Source organism: Bacillus sp. FSL W7-1360, from assembly GCF_038592975.1.
GTDB lineage: Bacteria > Bacillota > Bacilli > Bacillales > Bacillaceae_D > Shouchella > Shouchella lonarensis.
In genome coordinates this window covers 323430-342630 of record NZ_CP151950.1, presented here as the reverse complement: position 1 = coordinate 342630, position 19201 = coordinate 323430, and the positions used below count along the sequence as shown (strand labels likewise).

Here is a 19201-nt window from a genome sequence, read left to right as displayed (position 1 = left end):
CCTCCGTAACTGTCCTGTTCCTCATCGTCTATTATAACATAAGAAAAAAACACCTACAGTACGTAGGCGCCTATTTCCCTACAATGGTCTTTCATTTAACGTCTCTGGTCGTGTCACCGTTGCCGCAACTTGCCCTTCTTCAGTAGTCGTCTCCATTTCACCGTTAATTGTAATCGTCACTGCCTCAATCTCTTCTTGCTCTGTCAACGTAAGAGCAATGGCTTCTAACACGTCATTTCGGATTTCTTGCGTGTCATTTCCTGCTTGAATCGCCTCGTTAAAATTTAACATCACTTCTTTATCATTGATTGTTGGGGCTTCAAGTAATCTCACTTCTGAAGACAAACTAGATAATAAGTTTGTAGAAAGCTCCGGTCCTTCAATGAGCGCGTTTACCGCTGCTGTCACCACGTCTTCTGTATTTTCTATCCGCCGCGTCACAGGAACATAATAAGTATCTTCTCCTTGTGATCCGATGAAATACACCGTTACATCTTCACTGTTTGTCATGTCAACAACGCCACTTGCTTCTAAATTAATTCCATCTGCGCGACTCAAATTTCCTTTAATAGGTGTACCGCCTTGTGGCATCGCAGTTAGCTCATAGCCGTCTACTTGTACCTTCACTTCATCCACATCATCAAACTGCGTTAACGTCCACGTCACTGCCTCTAACAATGCACGCTCATCGGCCACATGGTAGTCATTGAACTCGCTTGTAAAATTAGCCACTGCAATGTTTTCTTCTGTCATCATTTCAACCGACACTTCTGTTCCCGCCGGTAATACGGCTCTAAATCCGTTTGGCAGCATCTCCTGTATCGGACCACCTTCGACTAAATACTCCAGCGCTTGCTGCTTTGTTGCTTCTGTTTTTGGTAATATAAAGGTTTGTGGCACCACCATACCATTTGCGTCAATTAAATATAACTCTCGCTGATTTCGAGACGTCTCTGATTGATCATCTTTCGGTTCTGTCTCCTTATCCGCTCCTTCGTCGGCTTCTTCTGCCCCATCTTCTTCACCTTGCTTCAGTTTATCAGCCTCTTCTTCAGACACATACGTGATTGGTGGCGTATCTAATTCTTCCGATTGATCACTTGCTCCTAGCGAGCATGCTGTACTGAAGACCAATACTGCAACGAATGACACACCCATTCCAACTAATTTGCGCATAAAATTCCCTCCCAGAGTGGTTGTACTCCTATGTATACGAGCCTACTTTCCTTTTAGACCTACGATATTCCTATAAAACAAAAAAACATCTCAACCGAGATGCTTTTTGCTCCCTTTATTCGTATGCCGGCAAAGATTCTCCTAAAAGCGCAAGACGTTCCTGTTGTTCATCGGGAGAAAGGTTGTGCTCTTTCACATATAAATTACGAGGATGAACACGGCAAGCCGAAGTACATCCGCGCATATAGCGATGCTCATTTTCTTCAGAGCATAAAATTTGCTTATTACATTCCGGGTTTGCACAATTGACATAACGCTCACATGGCGTACCGTCAAAATAGTCTTTCCCTACAACGGTTGGATCAACTTGATTAATGGGAACGGTTAAACGTTCATCAAACACGTAACATTGTCCATCCCACATATCCCCACGTACTTCCGGATCTTTCCCGTAAGTCACAATCCCACCGTGTAATTGGCTCACATCTTCAAATCCTTCCTGCTTCAACCATCCAGAAAATTTCTCACAACGAATGCCACCGGTACAGTAAGTAAGAATCTTCTTGCCTTCAAACTGCGCTTTATTTTCTCGTACCCAGTCAGGTAAATCACGGAACGTTTTAATATCAGGACGAACCGCACCACGAAAATGTCCAACATCATATTCATAGTCATTACGCGCATCAATGACAACCGTATCATCGCGCAACATCGCTTCTTTCCACTCTTTTGGAGATAAATATGTTCCCGTCAATTGACGTGGATCAATATCATCTTCATACAAACGCAACGTCACAAGTTCTTCGCGCGGGCGTACGTGCATTTTTTTAAATGCATGCGCGTCAGTAAGGTCAATTTTAAAAATAATATCCTTGAATAACGGATTTGCTTCCATTGCAGCCATATATACATCCGTATCTGCCTTTAAACCGGACACTGTCCCGTTAATGCCTTCGCCCGCAATTAAGATGCGCCCCTTTAAATTCAAACTACGACAAAACGCAAGATGATCTGCCGCGAATTGTTCCGGATCCTCGATCGTTGTGTAATGATAATACAATAGTACCCGATATGCTTTTTCCATTTCATTTCACCTATCCTATTCGTATTTGCAAGATACAATGTGTAGGTGTGACGCCTAAACAATCCTTGATCTTGTTCGGAAAAATAATTTTTCCCACTTCATTATTATACAAAAATATATGGAGATGTCCAGTTGCATAAGAAAAGCGCCTCATGGCGCTTTCTTTTACTCCTTAATCCTCAACTCCAAAAAATTCCTCTGCCTTCTTCAAAAACTTCTCGTCTTCAGGCTTCATTTCATATTCTTCTACAATTGCATCTACTGGACATACACCTTGACACGCGCCACAATCTATGCAAATGTCGGGATTAATGTAATATTGGTCTTCGCCTTCTTCAATGCAATCTACTGGACATACATCGACACATTCGCCGGCTTTTTCTCCAATACAAGGACTCAAAATGACAAATGACATCTTTTTCAACTCCTTTACAACAAAATACAAACAAGCATTTAAAACAGTTTTCACTTGTTTTGTTTATGATAAGCAGATCATCCTGACTACTGCAGAGACTTATCGTAAAGTGTCTATCACTTCTTATATCATACAACTTTTTGTGCGAAACTTAAAGGGGGTAAAAGAAAAAAGACTATGAACATAATCCTTTTCCTACAATAGAATGATCATATGTATCTGCCGGTAGACGAGACGCTAAATCAACTTCAACAACAAGCCCTGTCTCTACATGCAGTGATTGAGCGGCAAGTTGCTTAAATTGAGCTGCATCACCCGTTGTGTAAAAGCGGTAAGTAGGCATCACGTCTCCTTGTTGCGCTTGATTATAGTGGAACAACAAGCTGCTCACTTCCCGTGCTGTTTCCTTTGCAGATGAAATGATTTTCACATGTGGTGGTAAACACGACGCAATCACAGATGTTAATAGCGGATAGTGCGTACACCCTAAGATCAATGTGTCAAATGTCGTTGTTTGTAACGGTGCAAGTGATTGTTTGACAACTGCCAACGCTTCGGGGCCAGTCACAATTCCTTGCTCTACAAGCGGAACAAACAGCGGACAAGCTAAGCTTTCGACCACAACATCTCCTTTAATCGCAGTCAGCGCAACTGTGTACGCACCGCTATCAATCGTGCCCGATGTGCCGATGACTGCAATTTCACCGCGCTCGCTCGCTTGGATCGCACTAATTGCACCCGGACGAATCACACCGACAACAGGAATAGGTAATTTATTTCGGGCTTCTTCTAATACAACTGCTGTTGCTGTATTACAAGCAATCACAATCATCTTCACATCTGCTTCCAATAAGCGGTCAATCATTTGCCAAGTGAATCTCCTGACTTCTTCTCTCGATCTTGGACCGTAGGGGCACCTAGCCGAATCTCCGATATACACAATGCTCTCTTTTGATAGTTGCCTAATAATTTCCGTTGCAACCGTAAGTCCCCCAATACCCGAATCAATAATGCCTATTGGCTTATTCATGCTTTATCTCTCCTCTATTGTTCCGAACGCGCCGCACGTTTTTCCTTCATCGTTTTTAAAAGCACATGCAAATTTGCTTCTAATAAATCAACTTGGTCACAGCTAAAATCAGTTAACATCTCCGCCAAGTATTGCTGTCGTTTTACAATCACTTCTTGAATAATTGTTTGACCTTTTTCGAGTAAATGAATACGAACAACACGTCGGTCCTTTTCATCTTTCACACGAGAGACTAGACCATTCCTCTCCATACGGTCTACTAAATCTGTCGTTGTGCTGCACGCCAGATGAATACGGGTCGACAATTCACCGATGGTCATATCACCATATTCATTTAACCACTGTAACGCCACAAACTGTGGTGGTGTAATGGGGAAATGAGCGAGGATTTCGCGCCCTTTTTGCTTCACTAAGTCGGATATTTTACGTAAAGACCGTTCAATATCGGCAAATTGATGTTCATTTCTTTGCTCATGCGTGTTCATCAAATTCAATCCTTTCAGAGAAGCAATGGCACTTACATCGACGTTTGTCCCCGCTAATCTTTATATTTCTATCTACACACCATACCTATTATAAACTATTTTACCTAATATGCCGCCCATTCAGCAACACCTTTTTCCGCTAAAAAAACAAGCGCTGCAAGAACGCTTGTTTTTTTTGGTCCCTTTACCTTGTCGCCCGGCCATACTTGGCCTGCACAAGTTGTTTTACTTCTTCTGCTGTACCTTTCCTTAAGGCTTCCAGAGCGAGCGGCACTGCTTCGGATCTTTTGATTGATGCCAGTTGACTCCGTGCTGGTAAAATAGACGTCGCACTCATACTTAGTTCATCTAAACCTAATCCTAACAACAACGGAATCGCTGTTTCATCTCCAGCCATTTCTCCGCACATCCCAACCCATTTTCCATGCTTATGTGCTGCTTCTGCAACCATTTGGACAAGACGCAAAACTGCCGGATGGTACGGTTGATACAAATAAGCAACACGCTCATTCATTCGATCCGCTGCTAACGTATACTGAATTAAATCGTTTGTACCAATGCTAAAGAAATCGACTTCCTGAGCGAATTGTTCAGCCGCAACCGCTGTAGAAGGGATTTCAACCATAATACCAACTTCCATTTCATCGGACGTGTCAATGCCTTCGCTCGTTAAGCGCGCTTTCTCATCTTCCAGCAAGTGTTTTGCTGCACGCAATTCTTCCAATGTCGCGATCATTGGAAACATCACTTTTAAGTTACCGAAGACACTTGCTCTAAGTAATGCCCGCAATTGCGTTCTGAAGATATCTTCGCGTTCTAAACATAATCGAATGGCCCGAAAGCCTAAAAATGGATTTAATTCCTCGGGTAAATTTAAATAAGACAATTCTTTATCTCCACCGATGTCAAGCGTACGAATGACAACTGGCTTCCCTTCCATACGTTCCACAACTTCTTTATACGCTGCAAATTGCTCTTCCTCGCTTGGCAACTCACTTCGGTCCATATAGAGGAACTCAGTACGGTACAAACCAATGCCTTCAGCACCGTTTTGTAATACTCCTTCTAAGTCTTTTGGTGTTCCAATATTTGCCGCAAGCTCAATATGGTGATGATCCTGTGTCATTGTTTTTTTCGTCGCCAACTTTGCCCATTCGGCTTTTTGTTTCTGAAAATCTGCTTGCTTCTCACGATACAACGTTAATTCTTCCTCTGTTGGATCTACAATAACCACACCACTTACACCATCAACAATAATCATCATCCCATTTTCAACTTTGTCAGTAATCATTTTTGTCCCAACAACAGCAGGGATTTCAAGTGAACGAGACATAATCGCTGAATGAGACGTCCGTCCCCCTATGTTCGTGGCAAAGCCTTTAATGACTGCCGGGTTTAATTGTGCCGTATCAGATGGGGTTAAGTCATGCGCAATAATGACTGTATCTTCTCTAATATCCGCAAGAGAAGACATATCAATGCCTAATAAATGACGTAACACGCGCCTAGAGACGTCGCGAATATCACTTGCTCGCTCACGCATATAATCATTGTCCATATTCTCAAACATCGCAACAAACATCGCTGCAACGTTATCCAGCGCATATGCAGCAGTCACTCTATCCGTCTCAATTTTAGACTTTGTTGCCTCCACAAACTCAGGATCACTTAACACGAGTAAATGCGCTGCAAAAATTTCTGCTTTTTCCTCGCCCAGCTCCTGACGGGTTTTTTCTTGAATATGTGCTAACTCACCACGTGCCTTATCAAGTGCTTTATCCAAGTGAGCACATTCCTCGCTTGGATGATTTGTTGTTTTCTCTTTGATCGTTAGGTCGGGCTCTTTGTACACAAAAGCCTTGGCAATTGCCACACCTGTCGATGCAGCAATTCCGTTTAACAAGTCGCCCATCTGCTACTCTCCCAGCCCTTCTTGAATCACTTTCTCGATTGCAGCAAGTGCTTCCTCTGCATCGCTACCTTCAGCTTTAATTGTTACGTCGGCACCTTTGCCAACACCAAGTGACATGACGCCCATAATTGACTTTAAATTCACAGTCTTTCCTTTGTAAGACAACGTGAGCTCAGATGCGTATTGTCCTGCTTTATTGACGAGTTGCGTGGCTGGCCGCGCATGAATACCTGTTTCTGATGTAATATGAAATGTTTTTTCTGCCATATGAGATTCCTCTTTTCTCTTAGCTTTTCTTAAATCTAAAATGAACAACACGACGGATATAGCGCCTCTTATGTTTATCTCCAGAATTCCCCATCAGGCACAATTCTATCCATATGGTCAACGAATGCTTCTCCAACTGGAAATGAAACAACGTCATTATAGCATGACGCTTTTCACCTTTCAACATAGAATGACATATCAGGAATAATATGTTTGACTGTCATGTGAAATAAACAAATGTTGGGAAGAAAATTCCTCTGAAATCGCCTATTCACACCTCTCTCCCTCTACACATATACTGTGGTGACTAAAGCCTTTTAGGTCATATTTCAGACCAGCTCTTGGCCCGGCATGAAGGAGTGAACATATTGAAAGGAGCAGACTTCGAAAACAAACCCTTACTAACGAGAAGGGAACGCGAAGTATTCGAACTACTCATCCAAGATCACACGACCAAAGAAATTGCCGATAAGCTTTTTATTAGCGAGAAAACCGTTCGCAACCATATATCTAATACAATGCAGAAGCTGGGAGTTAAGGGGCGCTCTCAAGCCGTCATCGAATTGATACGACTAGGCGAATTGCAAATTTAAAGCATGAAAGCCTGCAAAAAACGCAGGCTTTTTTCGGTGTAATTTTAATTTTTTACTATAGTGCTTGTAATGCTGCCAGACTTGTTTCTCCTATTGGACGTGCTCTGCCTGTGTTTACATCAACTTGCACTAAAGTTCCCCGTCCAGTTAAACAGACCTCTCCATTATTTAATCCAACATAATGCACATCGAACGACGATGTTCCAAGTTTGTCAACCTTTACCCCGATCTCAATTGTGTCCCCGTACTTCATTTGCGCAATATAATCACATTGCAAATCCGCTGTCACAATCATCGTTTCCATTGGTTTTTTTAGCCATTGCTTCATTAAACCATGGCGCTCAAAAAATTGGAGCCTTGCCTGTTCAAAATAGACAAAAGCAACGGTATTGTTCACATGACCGAATGCATCTGTCTCTGAAAAACGAACATGGATCGGCGTAAAAAATTGAAATGAGTCGCGCCATGTATCCAAATCATGAATATACGCTGGTATCTTCATCTACATTTCCCCCTAAAAAACAAGCTGTCTCTATCGTCAAAATGAGACAGAGACAGCCTTGATGATTACTCACTACCAAAGAAATTCTTGAATGACTGTAATGCCGTTGCCCGATTTAAAGCAGCAATCGACGTCGTCAGCGGAATGCCCTTTGGACAAGACTGCACACAGTTTTGTGAGTTTCCGCAGTCTGCCAGTCCACCCTCTGTCATAATTTCTTTTAACCGTTCTTCTTTATTCATTTCACCTGTTGGGTGCGCATTAAACAAGCGTACTTGTGAAAGTGCGGCAGGACCAATGAAATCAGATTTAGAATTAACATTTGGACATGATTCTAAACAGACACCGCATGTCATACATTTTGACAGCTCATACGCCCATTGACGGCGCTTTTCAGCCATGCGCGGACCGGGACCGAGGTCATATGTCCCGTCAATTGGAATCCACGCTTTTACCTTTTTAAGTGAATCAAACATGCGACGACGATCAACGATTAAGTCACGTACAACCGGAAATGTTTTCATTGGTTCAAGACGAATCGGTTGTGTTAATTTATCAACTAATGCTGTACATGATTGCCGTGGTTTGCCGTTAATGACCATGGAACAGGCGCCGCACACTTCTTCTAAACAGTTCATATCCCAAGCAACCGGTGTGGTTTTTTCGCCACGCGCATTGACAGGGTTCCGACGTATCTCCATTAAGCAAGAAATCACATTGGCATTTGGACGATACGGCAACTTAAATTCTTCTTCATACGTGTTGCCATCCGGACCATCTTGCCGGGTAATTAAAAACGTAATTGTTTTTTCGCTCATTCTTAATTCGCTCCTTGCTTTTTCTGTGAGTAGTCTCGTTTACGAGGCTTGATCAACGATGTATCGACTTCCTCATATGCAAAGTCAGGACTTGCAGTTTGTGGGTTGTACGTTGCTTTTGTCGTCTTTAAGAAATTCTCGTCATTACGCTCTGGGAAATCAGGCTTATAATGAGCGCCCCTGCTCTCATCACGGTGGTACGCACCAAGCGTCATCACGCGTGCTAAGCTCATCATCCCACTTAATTGCCGTGTAAATGACGCACCTTGATTCGACCAGCGCGCCGTATCATGGATATTAATGTTCTTGTAGCGTTCCATGAGCTCCTGAATTTTTTCGTCCGTCTTCAGTAGCTTGTCATTATAACGAACGACGGTGACGTTGTCTGTCATCCACTCACCAAGCTCTTTGTGTAAGACGTAGGCATTTTCCGTACCATCCATCTGTAAAATTGACTCATATATGTCTTGTTCTTTCTTCATCTCGTTCTCAAATAATGTAGAAGAAAGCCCCTCTACAGTTGTTTGCAGCCCTTGTGCGTATTCAACGGCTTTTGGACCGGCTACCATACCACCATAAATGGCTGACAACAACGAATTTGCACCTAACCGGTTCGCACCATGTTGAGAGTAATCACATTCTCCAGCAGCAAACAAGCCTTGAATATTCGTCATTTGATCGTAATCGACCCACAAACCACCCATTGAATAATGCACAGCAGGAAAGATTTTCATTGGGACTTTTCGTGGATCATCACCCATAAATTTCTCATAAATTTCAATGATCCCACCGAGCTTAATATCAAGTTCTTTCGGATCTTTATGTGAAAGGTCAAGATAAACCATGTTCTCGCCGTTTATGCCAAGCCCATCATTCACACAGACGTGGAAAATTTCACGTGTTGCAATATCACGCGGAACCAAGTTTCCATACGCCGGATATTTTTCCTCAAGGAAATACCATGGCTTGCCGTCTTTATATGTCCAGACACGTCCACCTTCACCCCGAGCCGATTCACTCATGAGGCGTAGTTTATCATCGCCTGGAATTGCTGTCGGGTGAATTTGAATAAACTCTCCGTTCGCATACGCAGCACCTTGTTCATACAACTTCGCAGCTGCATAACCGGTATTAATGACCGAGTTTGTTGACTTTCCAAAAATAATTCCTGGTCCTCCAGTAGCCATAATCACCGCATCAGCTGGGAAACTCTTGATCTCAGATGAATGTAGTTCTTGTGCTGTAATCCCGCGACACACACCACCATCATCAACAATCGCCGATAAAAACTCCCATCCTTCGTACTTCGTTACAAGTCCTTGCACTTCGAAGCGACGCACTTGTTCATCTAGCGCATAAAGCAGCTGTTGTCCTGTTGTTGCACCAGCAAACGCGGTCCGGTGATATTGTGTACCACCAAAACGACGGAAGTCAAGCAATCCTTCTGCTGTTCGGTTAAACATTACACCCATTCGATCCATCAAATGGATGATACCCGGTGCAGCTTCACACATCGCTTTTACTGGTGGCTGATTTGCCAAAAAGTCGCCACCGTATACGGTATCATCAAAATGCTCATAAGGTGAGTCACCCTCACCTTTCGTATTCACAGCGCCGTTCATTCCACCTTGTGCACATACTGAATGCGAGCGCTTTACTGGCACAAGTGAAAATAAATTGACTGGCACGCCCTGTTCAGCGATCTTAATCGTTGCCATTAAACCGGCTAAACCACCGCCGACAACAGCAATTGTTCCTTTACTCATTCAATACACTCCCTAACCGTTAGCAAAACTTAGATTTTAAATAAACGCAAACGTTGCAGCAAGCCCGATATACGTCAGGACGATAAACACAATAAGTGAAACGTACGTCATGACTTGTTGTGAGCGAGGTGACACCGTGATCCCCCAAGAGACTGCAAAAGACCACAGACCATTGGCAAAGTGGAACGTCGCTGAGACGACGCCAGCAATATAGAAAGCAAGCATGTATGGACTTGATAAAATATCTGCCATCATATTGTAATTTACTTCGGCACCAAGCGCGGCTTGTAAACGTGTCTGATACACATGCCAAGCAATAAAAATAAGTAAAAACACACCTGTAAAGCGTTGAATACGGAACATCCAATTCCGGAAAAAACCAAAACGGGCAGTGTTATTCTTCGCTTGGAAAGCAATATACACCCCATAAACACCATGGAAAATAATTGGAATGAAAATAACAAACAACTCTAGTGCATAACGAAATGGCAGATTCTCCATAAAATGTGCTGCTTGTTGGAATGCATCAGGTCCCCTTGTTGCAAAGTGATTGACGATAAAGTGTTGAATCAAGAAAATCCCAATTGGAATCACCCCTAATAAGGAATGAATCCTACGATTAAAATACGCGCGATCTACAGCCATACATGTTTTCCCTCCACTATCATTTTACTTCGATCAGATGCAGACAATGTTCATCTATGTTCCTCTAGTGATCAATAGGCCGAACCTCCTGCTATGTAATCATGTGTCAAAATAACCTCTGTGAAAATTGGTTGAACACGTCCATTTTACTCTCCTTAAAATGCCTCGTCAAGAAAACGGATTCAATTTACCGCGAATTTCATAAAAAAAGAGGAAAGAGCACGAAACTCCCCCTCTAACCGATAATGATTCTCTCTGTCGGGTATTGAAAATGGCTTTGTTGTTCTTTTTTACGAAGAGAGAATAATAACGCGACAATCCCAACACGCCCCATAAACATAAGCATCATCAATATTGCTTGGCTAGGCAGCGTCAATTCTGGTGTAATGCCAGTTGAAAGACCACACGTCCCAAAGGCTGATGTCGTTTCGACAATCATGGCCATTAACGGGATTCCATTGCCTTGTTCAAAAAAACTAATCAAAATCAATGACACAATTAAAAGCATTACAGAAATCGTTAACACCATAAATGCCTTATCTTGATCGTCTTTATGTATTTGTCTACCAAATACTTTCACTTCACGTCGCCCAAGCGCAAAGTTTTTCACCGTTAACACCATGACAGCAAGTGTTGTCGTTCTAATGCCACCTCCGACACTAGAAGGACTTGCGCCAATGACCATCAACCCCGACATGAGCAACAAAGTTGGGAAGGCGAAGGCATTTAAGTCAAGTGTAGAAAGTCCAGCACTTCTTGTTGTTGTAGATTGAAACAGCGCATGTAACCACTGATCGTACCAAGACATATTCGCAAAGGCCTCACGCGCTTCAAACAGCCAAATAGATAACGTGCCAACAACAAGTACAATCATGTACGTGGAAACCGTTAATTTTGTAAATAAACTAAAGCGGAAGCCTTTCCCACGTTTTGCGATATACTCACGACACTCGATCAAGACAGGAAAACCAATCGAACCCATAATAATCAATAAGATGGTAAATAATTGAACAAAATGGTCATTAACAAATGGAAGCAAAGACTGACCTGTCAAATCAAAACCTGCATTTGTAAATGCACTCAGCGCACCAAAAAACCCTTGTTTGTACGCTTCACCTACCGTATCAAAGTGTTTCAAATAATATGTTCCTAAAATAAGTCCACCAATAATCTCGATAATCATTGCTAACATGAGTAAGCTTTGCATTAACCGGACTAAACCGCTCATTTGGTTTTGAACCCGGTTCTGATCAACCATAATGAGCATACGTTGCGCCAGATTCACTTTCTTTCCTAAAATTAGCCACGTAAAGGTTCCTAACGTCATAATGCCAATCCCACCTAATTGAATGGCTAACGCTAATACGATAATCCCCATGCCATTAAACGTATCTACTGCAGATATCGTCGCCAAGCCTGTTACACTTACTGCACTCACCGCAGTAAACAACGACTCCGTATAGGTCACCTGCACACCTTCTAAATGAAAAATCGGCAAATACAGAAGTACACTAAACAAGAGCATTGCAGCTAAATACGAAACGACAATGAGTTGAAAAGGGTTCCACGCATGTACTTTTGGTTTCTTCATTCCCCACCTCGCTGTTGAATGTCATATTGGAGGTTAGAAGTTGGACATTCACATTTCTCAAATCTTCCTAATCCCATCTAGTATATCACCCGGACTCATCATTTACTACCACCCCTTTTCAAAGAAAAACAATAGCTGACAAAATCAATATCGCACGGTAAGATAGTAAAGAAGAGACGTGAGCCGTTAATACGGACACAATAGAAAATGGAATGCACAGGAAACATCCTACAACATGAATATCGTTCATGTAACTGAGATCTGTATTCCGGAATTTGAGGTGTGACATATGAACAATGTAGAGGAACAACAATTCGCTTACAACTTAATTCGCAATGATGTGCTGCGACACATACTTGGAAAAGAACATGATGCGCTCCTTTATTGGACAGGCAAAGCGCTTGCACGTACACACTCCCTCCCGTCACAAGAAGCATTACCTGACTTTTTTCGTCAAGCACAGTGGGGAACCCTTCAACTTATTAAACAGAAAAGAAACGAATACACCTATTTGCTTGAAGGTGAATGGATGGGAAAAGACGATACGCGCTGTTATCAACTTGAAGCTGGTTTTCTAGCAGAACAATTTGAAAGATGGCTTGAGCATACAGTCATTGTTCATTGCACGATTAAAAAGAAAAGCACGATGTTCACTGTTCACATAGACAAAAGTGAAACGCTACTCATTGATTAATACATTTTAGGGTGCAACGCTCGCACTTTCCGATCTCGTGACCCGAGACAAAAGGTACCCACTCTATTCATCTTCTTTATCTAATTTTGCAACAATTGCTTCTGCTACTTTCTGTGGGACATATTGCTGCAAGTCCACAATTGTAGCTTGTTTCATCTTTGCAATTGATCCGTACGCTTTCAACAATGTACGCTTCCGTTTCTCACCGACACCAGGAATGTCATCTAAAACAGAACGAAAGAACTGTTTTGAACGAGTATTGCGATGAAATGTCACTGCAAACCTATGCACTTCATCTTGAATACGCTGTAACAAATAAAACACTGGCTGATCTCGCTCCAGCGGGATCACGACCGGTGGTGTCCCCATAAGCAGCTGCGATGTTCGATGCTTATCGTCTTTGGCTAGACCACAAATCGGGATGTGTAAGCCTAATTCATCTTCAATTACTTCTGTTGCAACATTTATATGACCTACCCCGCCATCGACAATGATTAAATCTGGGAGAGGACCTTCCTCCTTTAATAAACGGACGTAACGACGCCTTAACACTTCACGCATCGCTTCATAATCATCTGGACCATCTAATGTCTTAATTTTATATTTCCGGTACGCTTTTTTCTCAGGTTTGCCATTAATAAATGTGACCATTGCTGATACAGGGTCAACACCTTGAATATGCGCATGGTCAAATGCTTCAATGCGATACGGAATAGGAATGCCAAGTACCTCACCAAGACGTTCCACCGCTTGCATCGTCCGCTCCTCATCACGCTCAATTAGAGCAAATTTTTCACGTAACGCAATCACTGCATTTTCCTCTGCTAAATCAAGTAACGCCTTTTTCTGTCCACGTTGCGGCTGATAGACGCGCACCTCAAGTAACTCAGCTAATATGTCAGCATCAACATCTTTAGATACAAGCACTTCTTTTGGTCTCAAGTAATTCTTCTCCAAATAAAACTGAGCAATAAATGTTAGTAATTCCTCTGCTGGCTCTTGATAAATGGGAAAGATTGATACATCTCGTTCAATAAGACGCCCTTGCCGAATAAAAAAAACTTGAATGCACATCCATCCTTTGTCATACGTATACCCAAATACGTCCCGGTCTGTTTGGTCATTGAACGCCATTTTTTGCTTCTCGATCACTTGATCCATTTGGGCAATTGTATCACGTAAATCTTTTGCCCGTTCAAAATCAAGTGCTTCTGATGCTTCAAGCATTTTCTTCGTCAGTGTTTTCTTCACTTCTGCATGTCCACTTTTTAAAAAGCGAGTAATTTCTTGCACCATTTTCCCATTTTGCTGATCGGTCACTTCATATACACATGGTGCCAAACATTGGTTGATATGATAGTATAAACAGACTTTGTTCGGCATCTTGTTACACTTACGCAATGGATATAGACGATCGAGCAGTCTCTTTGTCTCATTAGCAGCGCCTGCATTTGGATAAGGTCCAAAGTATTTCCCACCATCTTTTTTCACTTGACGGGTGATAAGCAATCGCGGATGTTTTTCATTTGTCACTTTAATATATGGATACGTCTTGTCATCTTTTAATAAGACGTTATACTTTGGCTCATGTTTTTTAATCAACGTCAACTCTAAAATGAGTGCTTCAATGTTGCTTGATGTTACAATGTATTCGAAATCTGTAATCTCTGCCACAAGACGCTGCGTTTTTCGATCATGACTCCCTGTAAAATAAGAACGCACACGCTGTCGCAATGCTTTTGCTTTCCCAACATAAATGATCGTTCCGTGACGATCTTTCATCAAATAACAGCCTGGTTGCACAGGAACGAGTGCAACTTTCCCTTTTATTGTCTCGTTCATTTAATCCTCCCTCCTTGCGTGATGAAAAATCCGCCCCTCTGAAAGAAAGGCGGATGAAGCATTTACAAATGTTTATTGACCAATTCAGCTAGCGCTTCTTTCGGTTGAAAGCCGACAGCTTTATCCACAACTTCACCATTTTTTAGCACAATCAATGTTGGGATACTCATCACACCAAACTTTCCAGGTGTTTCTTGGTTTTGATCAATATCTACCTTGACAATCTTTGCCCGTTCTCCAAGCTCTGCTTCTAACTCATCTAACACAGGTGCAATCATTTTACACGGGCCACACCAAGTTGCCCAAAAATCAACGAGAACAACCCCATCTTTCGTTTCTTCAGTAAAAGTTTGATCTGTTGCATTAACAATTGCCATTTTTTATATCCCCTTTCATTGCTCCACATCCGTTGGCTCCAGACCTCATGATCAAAGACCTTCTGTTATATAAAGGGAGCACATTCAAATTGTTTACGGAAACCAACACTTCCTCTTTAGTATATCACCGTTATTCGAGGAAAGGAAAGAAAGTTGCTCACGGCACCTCCATACAATTTAAATTGCCCATCCAACGGAGTCTTAAACAAACAAGGGGGACTTCAACGTGATTAATTATTGGTCTTTAGAGGCTTCCACCATAAGAAAGGTTGCTGTTAAGATGTGTAAAATCATTCCGACAATAGGAATCCAACCAATTGTTGAGGCGACAATTCCTAAAACATGTCCTGTTTTTGCGCGCGCTTCCTTTACAGCAAAAACTAGCCCGATAATATGTAGCACGAGCATCAACGCAAGCGGCGTGTAATACATGCCAATTATGAACAAACCACCTATGAGCGGAATTCCTAAAAATGCTTCCATACCACCGAATATCCACTTCATTTTTCTACTATGCATGTTCATTCCCCTTTCACACCTATCAACCTTTTGTCCACACAGTTTATGCGCTTAAATGGGTTGATATGATGAAAAGAGAACGAAAAAGATGCGGAAGTGTATCGATACACCCGCATCATTTTTACAATAATTTAATTGCTCACAAGCACCGCTTTCAGCTCTTCTGTCAACAACGGTACAATATCAAATAAATCTCCCACAATGCCATAGTCCGCAATCTCAAAAATCGGTGCTTCTGAATCTTTATTAATTGCAACAATGACTTTTGAGTTAGACATGCCGGCTAAATGCTGAATTGCGCCCGACAAACCGATGGCAAAGTATAAATCAGGTGTCACAACTTTACCTGTTTGACCGATTTGCAATGAGTAATCACAGTATTCAGCGTCACATGCACCACGCGATGCCCCAACTGCTGCGCCAAGTACATCAGCTAGTTCTTGTAAAGGTTTAAATCCGTCTGCACTTTTCACACCGCGTCCACCAGCAACAATGACATTCGCTTCAGACAAGTCAACGCCGCCTGTTGCTTTTTGCACCACTTCTTTCACAACTGCGCGCAAGTCAGTAATATCAACAGACATCACTTCTACTTCTCCCGTTGCCGACTCATCTTTTTCTCCGGCCACAATGTTATTCGGACGAATTGTGACAATTAATGCGCCACCCTCATCGGCAGGTTGCTTTTTCTCGAATGCTTTCCCTGAATAAATTGGGCGAATCATAATTGGTGCCTCATCGCCTTCAAGCGCAATGACATCAGAAATCAGTGCAGCATCAAGTTTCACTGCTAGTCGTGGTGATACGTCTTTTCCGATTGACGTATGTCCAAGTACAACAACTTCTGGCTTTTCTTTATCAAATACTTGCAAATAAGCTTGTTTATATGCATCTGTCGTATAATGTTTTAATTGTGCGTCCTCTACAGCAATCACACGGTCAACACCATAAGCAAATAGTTCACCTGCTAGTGATTGTACAGATTCACCAGCCACAACTCCGACGAGTTCTCCACCGTTAGACAGCTGTTTTGCTGCTGCGATTGCTTCAAATGAAACGTTGCGCAACTCTCCATTTTTTACTTCCGCTAAAACGATCGTCTTTTTCGCTGACATGAAAAGCCCCTCCTTAAAGTACTTTCGCTTCCGTTTTTAATAGTGAGACGAGTTCTTTCACTTGCTCCTCAGGGCTACCTTCTAACTTCTTGCCCGCTTGCTTTGCTGGTGGAAGAAACACTTCGATCGTCTTCGTTTTTGCTTCAACATCATCTTCATCTACATCTAAATCATCTAAGTCCAACGTTTCCAGCGGTTTTTTCTTCGCTTTCATAATCCCCGGTAATGAAGGATAACGTGGATCATTTAATCCTTGTTGCGCAGTAACAAGTAGCGGGAGCGATACTTCAACGGTTTCTTCGTCCCCTTCAACATCGCGGACAATCGTTGCTGTTTTGCCTTCAACTTTTAAACTTGTAATCGTTGTCACTTGGGCGATGTCAAGTAACTCCGCAAGCCGTGGTCCCACTTGTCCTGAACCACCATCAACGGCAACATTCCCTGCCAAAATCATATCCACTTCTTTGTCTTCAAAATAAGCATGTAAGAGTGAAGCCGTCGTATACGGATCACTTTCTTCGACATCTTCACGGTCAATTAATACCGCTTTGTCCGCACCCATCGCAAGCGCTGTACGTAATTGTTTCTCTGCATCTTCTTCACCAACAGTGACAACCGTTACTTCACCACCGTGTTCGTCGCGCAATACGAGCGCTTCTTCAACCGCATATTCGTCGTAAGGATTAATGATAAATTCTGCGCCCTCTTCTTGCACGCTGCCGTTAGCGATGGTGATTTTTTCTTCTGTATCGAATGTGCGTTTTAAAATCACATAAATGTTCATTGCTAAATCCCTCCTAAAGTATCTTCATCATTATTTCCCTGTAAATACAGGCTTGCGTTTCTCTAAAAATGCGTTGACCCCTTCAACACGATCTTCCCGTGCAAACACATCACCAAAAGAAGCAATTTCTTCTGCCAATCCAACTGCCAAGTCACCTTCACTCATCTTTGCTAGTGTCAGTGTACGCGCAACAGTGAGTGGACTTTTCGCCGCAATGACTTGGGCGAGCTTGCGTGCCTCTTCTAGTAACATTGCTGGTTCACAAACGCGATTGACTAAGCCATACGCGTGTGCCTCAGTCCCAGTAATTGACTCACTCGTAAGCATGAGTTCTAACGCTTTTGATTGCCCGATGAGTCGTGGTAAACGCTGCGTCCCTCCAAAACCAGGGATTAAACCGAGGTTTAGCTCCGGCAAACCAAACTTTGCATCATCTGCAGCAACACGCAAATGGCAAGCCATCGCTAGTTCCAAGCCACCACCAAGCGCAGCGCCATGAATTGCCGCGATGACTGGCTTCGGTGACTGCTCAATTTTATTAAATGTCTCTTGCCCTTTTTCGCCAAGCTTGGCGAACTCTTTTGCGTCAGCGACATCAATAAACTCTTTAATATCAGCCCCTGCTGCAAAAAAACGTCCTTCACCATGAATAACGACACATTTGATCGATTCATCTTTGTATACGGTTTCAAAATGGTCATCAAGCTCATCCATGACAGCTCGCGCAAGCGCATTTGCTGGTGGCCGGTTTAATGTAATCCAAGCAATCCCATCTTCTACTTTCCATGCTGTATATGACATCATGTCATCCTCCTTTCATATTCACCTTCAAGAAATTTGGAAACGAAAGCATCATCAAAGACCATACTATGTGGCTTTACCTACCAAACCGTCCAGCAACATTTTTTGCACTTTCTCGGTTTGTTTCGCAAGAGAGAACTTCCCTTCTGCCATCACCCAGTTTGAGACGACTTCATCCAATGTTCCAAATACCATTTGGCGAGCGAGCAAACGATCTAGTTCTGAAGAAAATAGACCACTATCTTTGCCCTCTTGAATTAATTCGTCTAGAAGTGACAAATATCCTTTTAATACATGATTAATCTTCAAACGCAACTCTGGCTTTGACTGTCTCAACTCTAATTGCGTCACGACTGCTAAATGAAAATCGGCTTCAAGTTGTGTAAAATGGGCATGCACAAGCACACGCAATTTCTCTTTCGCTGTTTGTTCTAAACCAATTTTCCTTCTACTTTCAGCCACAAAAGCGCCCATCTTTTCTTCAAACAAGGAAATTAAAATATCTTCTTTGTTCTTGAAGTACAAATAAATGGTGCCATCTGCGACCCCAGCTTCTTTTGCAATTTTTGCTACTTGCGCCTGGTGAAAACCGTATTTTGCAATGACGGTCACAGCCGCCTCAATAATCCGGTCATATTTTTGGCCCCGTTTTTTACTCAACTTCATCGCTCCTTAACACATATATGAATGAGGGTTCATTCATATATGTGTAGTATAATACGAGTGAGAGTAATTGTCAATGGGCAGTTGTCGCCTTGATTTATTTTTATTCATTGTTCGCGACC

The 19201-nt window shown here is 42.4% G+C and carries 21 protein-coding genes; 2 read left to right on the top strand and 19 right to left on the bottom strand.

Annotated elements, in window-relative coordinates:
* Nucleotides 1–78: 78 nt before the first annotated feature.
* The 7 genes from NSQ26_RS01710 to NSQ26_RS01680 all read right to left on the bottom strand — a co-directional run bounded on the left by NSQ26_RS01710 (nucleotide 79) and on the right by NSQ26_RS01680 (nucleotide 6369).
* The gene (locus tag NSQ26_RS01710; protein ID WP_499718928.1) at nucleotides 79–1176 is read right to left on the bottom strand and encodes a GerMN domain-containing protein; all 1098 of its coding nucleotides are present in this window, start codon (nucleotides 1174–1176) and stop codon (nucleotides 79–81) included.
* Nucleotides 1177–1291: 115 nt separating this feature from the next.
* Nucleotides 1292–2260: an oxygen-dependent tRNA uridine(34) hydroxylase TrhO gene (gene trhO, locus NSQ26_RS01705; protein WP_499718927.1), complete on the bottom strand. Its 969-nt coding sequence runs from the start codon at nucleotides 2258–2260 to the stop codon at nucleotides 1292–1294.
* Between the two features lie 172 nt (nucleotides 2261–2432).
* Nucleotides 2433–2675: a ferredoxin family protein gene (locus NSQ26_RS01700; protein ID WP_090775775.1), complete on the bottom strand. Its 243-nt coding sequence runs from the start codon at nucleotides 2673–2675 to the stop codon at nucleotides 2433–2435.
* Nucleotides 2676–2850: 175 nt separating this feature from the next.
* Complete coding sequence (racE, locus tag NSQ26_RS01695) at nucleotides 2851–3705, bottom strand: glutamate racemase (protein WP_499718926.1); 855 nt, start codon at nucleotides 3703–3705, stop codon at nucleotides 2851–2853.
* 14 nt (nucleotides 3706–3719) lie between these two features.
* Nucleotides 3720–4190, bottom strand: coding sequence for a MarR family winged helix-turn-helix transcriptional regulator (locus NSQ26_RS01690; protein ID WP_090775777.1), 471 nt, complete (start codon nucleotides 4188–4190; stop codon nucleotides 3720–3722).
* 184 nt (nucleotides 4191–4374) lie between these two features.
* Nucleotides 4375–6102 carry a phosphoenolpyruvate--protein phosphotransferase gene (ptsP, locus tag NSQ26_RS01685; protein ID WP_499718925.1) on the bottom strand — a complete coding sequence of 576 codons (1728 nt, stop codon included), beginning with the start codon at nucleotides 6100–6102 and terminating at the stop codon, nucleotides 4375–4377.
* A 3-nt stretch (nucleotides 6103–6105) separates the two neighbouring features.
* Complete coding sequence (locus tag NSQ26_RS01680) at nucleotides 6106–6369, bottom strand: phosphocarrier protein HPr (protein WP_090775779.1); 264 nt, start codon at nucleotides 6367–6369, stop codon at nucleotides 6106–6108.
* A 368-nt stretch (nucleotides 6370–6737) separates the two neighbouring features.
* Between NSQ26_RS01680 and NSQ26_RS01675 the strand changes: the two genes are divergently transcribed.
* A complete protein-coding gene (locus NSQ26_RS01675; RefSeq protein ID WP_090775780.1) occupies nucleotides 6738–6962 on the top strand; it encodes a helix-turn-helix domain-containing protein in 225 nt (74 codons plus the stop codon).
* Between the two features lie 55 nt (nucleotides 6963–7017).
* On the opposite strand, the gene NSQ26_RS01670 is transcribed toward NSQ26_RS01675, so the two are convergent.
* The 5 genes from NSQ26_RS01670 to NSQ26_RS01650 all read right to left on the bottom strand — a co-directional run bounded on the left by NSQ26_RS01670 (nucleotide 7018) and on the right by NSQ26_RS01650 (nucleotide 12284).
* Entirely contained in the window at nucleotides 7018–7464 is a 447-nt protein-coding gene (locus NSQ26_RS01670) for an acyl-CoA thioesterase (RefSeq protein WP_090775781.1), read from the bottom strand.
* A gap of 65 nt (nucleotides 7465–7529) precedes the next feature.
* On the bottom strand, nucleotides 7530–8282 hold the full coding sequence (sdhB, locus tag NSQ26_RS01665) for a succinate dehydrogenase iron-sulfur subunit (protein ID WP_090775782.1): 753 nt from the start codon (nucleotides 8280–8282) through the stop codon (nucleotides 7530–7532).
* Between the two features lie 2 nt (nucleotides 8283–8284).
* Entirely contained in the window at nucleotides 8285–10048 is a 1764-nt protein-coding gene (gene sdhA, locus NSQ26_RS01660) for a succinate dehydrogenase flavoprotein subunit (RefSeq protein ID WP_499718924.1), read from the bottom strand.
* Between the two features lie 36 nt (nucleotides 10049–10084).
* Nucleotides 10085–10693 carry a succinate dehydrogenase cytochrome b558 subunit gene (locus NSQ26_RS01655; protein ID WP_090775784.1) on the bottom strand — a complete coding sequence of 203 codons (609 nt, stop codon included), beginning with the start codon at nucleotides 10691–10693 and terminating at the stop codon, nucleotides 10085–10087.
* 235 nt (nucleotides 10694–10928) lie between these two features.
* Entirely contained in the window at nucleotides 10929–12284 is a 1356-nt protein-coding gene (locus NSQ26_RS01650; protein ID WP_090775785.1) for a TrkH family potassium uptake protein, read from the bottom strand.
* 289 nt (nucleotides 12285–12573) lie between these two features.
* On the opposite strand from NSQ26_RS01650, the gene NSQ26_RS01645 reads away from it, so the two are divergent.
* Nucleotides 12574–12978, top strand: coding sequence for a DUF2507 domain-containing protein (locus NSQ26_RS01645; RefSeq protein WP_090775786.1), 405 nt, complete (start codon nucleotides 12574–12576; stop codon nucleotides 12976–12978).
* A gap of 63 nt (nucleotides 12979–13041) precedes the next feature.
* Here the strand turns inward: NSQ26_RS01645 and uvrC are convergent, their stop codons facing one another.
* The 7 genes from uvrC to fadR all read right to left on the bottom strand — a co-directional run bounded on the left by uvrC (nucleotide 13042) and on the right by fadR (nucleotide 19076).
* The gene (uvrC, locus tag NSQ26_RS01640; RefSeq protein ID WP_090775787.1) at nucleotides 13042–14820 is read right to left on the bottom strand and encodes an excinuclease ABC subunit UvrC; all 1779 of its coding nucleotides are present in this window, start codon (nucleotides 14818–14820) and stop codon (nucleotides 13042–13044) included.
* A gap of 62 nt (nucleotides 14821–14882) precedes the next feature.
* Nucleotides 14883–15197: a thioredoxin gene (gene trxA, locus NSQ26_RS01635; protein WP_090775788.1), complete on the bottom strand. Its 315-nt coding sequence runs from the start codon at nucleotides 15195–15197 to the stop codon at nucleotides 14883–14885.
* A gap of 234 nt (nucleotides 15198–15431) precedes the next feature.
* The gene (locus tag NSQ26_RS01630; protein WP_090775789.1) at nucleotides 15432–15722 is read right to left on the bottom strand and encodes a G protein-coupled receptor family protein; all 291 of its coding nucleotides are present in this window, start codon (nucleotides 15720–15722) and stop codon (nucleotides 15432–15434) included.
* A gap of 125 nt (nucleotides 15723–15847) precedes the next feature.
* A complete protein-coding gene (locus NSQ26_RS01625) occupies nucleotides 15848–16831 on the bottom strand; it encodes an electron transfer flavoprotein subunit alpha/FixB family protein (RefSeq protein ID WP_499718923.1) in 984 nt (327 codons plus the stop codon).
* Nucleotides 16832–16844: 13 nt separating this feature from the next.
* A complete protein-coding gene (locus NSQ26_RS01620) occupies nucleotides 16845–17615 on the bottom strand; it encodes an electron transfer flavoprotein subunit beta/FixA family protein (protein WP_499718922.1) in 771 nt (256 codons plus the stop codon).
* Nucleotides 17616–17645: 30 nt separating this feature from the next.
* Nucleotides 17646–18416: an enoyl-CoA hydratase gene (locus tag NSQ26_RS01615; RefSeq protein WP_090775792.1), complete on the bottom strand. Its 771-nt coding sequence runs from the start codon at nucleotides 18414–18416 to the stop codon at nucleotides 17646–17648.
* A 66-nt stretch (nucleotides 18417–18482) separates the two neighbouring features.
* On the bottom strand, nucleotides 18483–19076 hold the full coding sequence (gene fadR, locus NSQ26_RS01610; protein WP_090775793.1) for a fatty acid metabolism transcriptional regulator FadR: 594 nt from the start codon (nucleotides 19074–19076) through the stop codon (nucleotides 18483–18485).
* Nucleotides 19077–19201 lie beyond the last annotated feature (125 nt).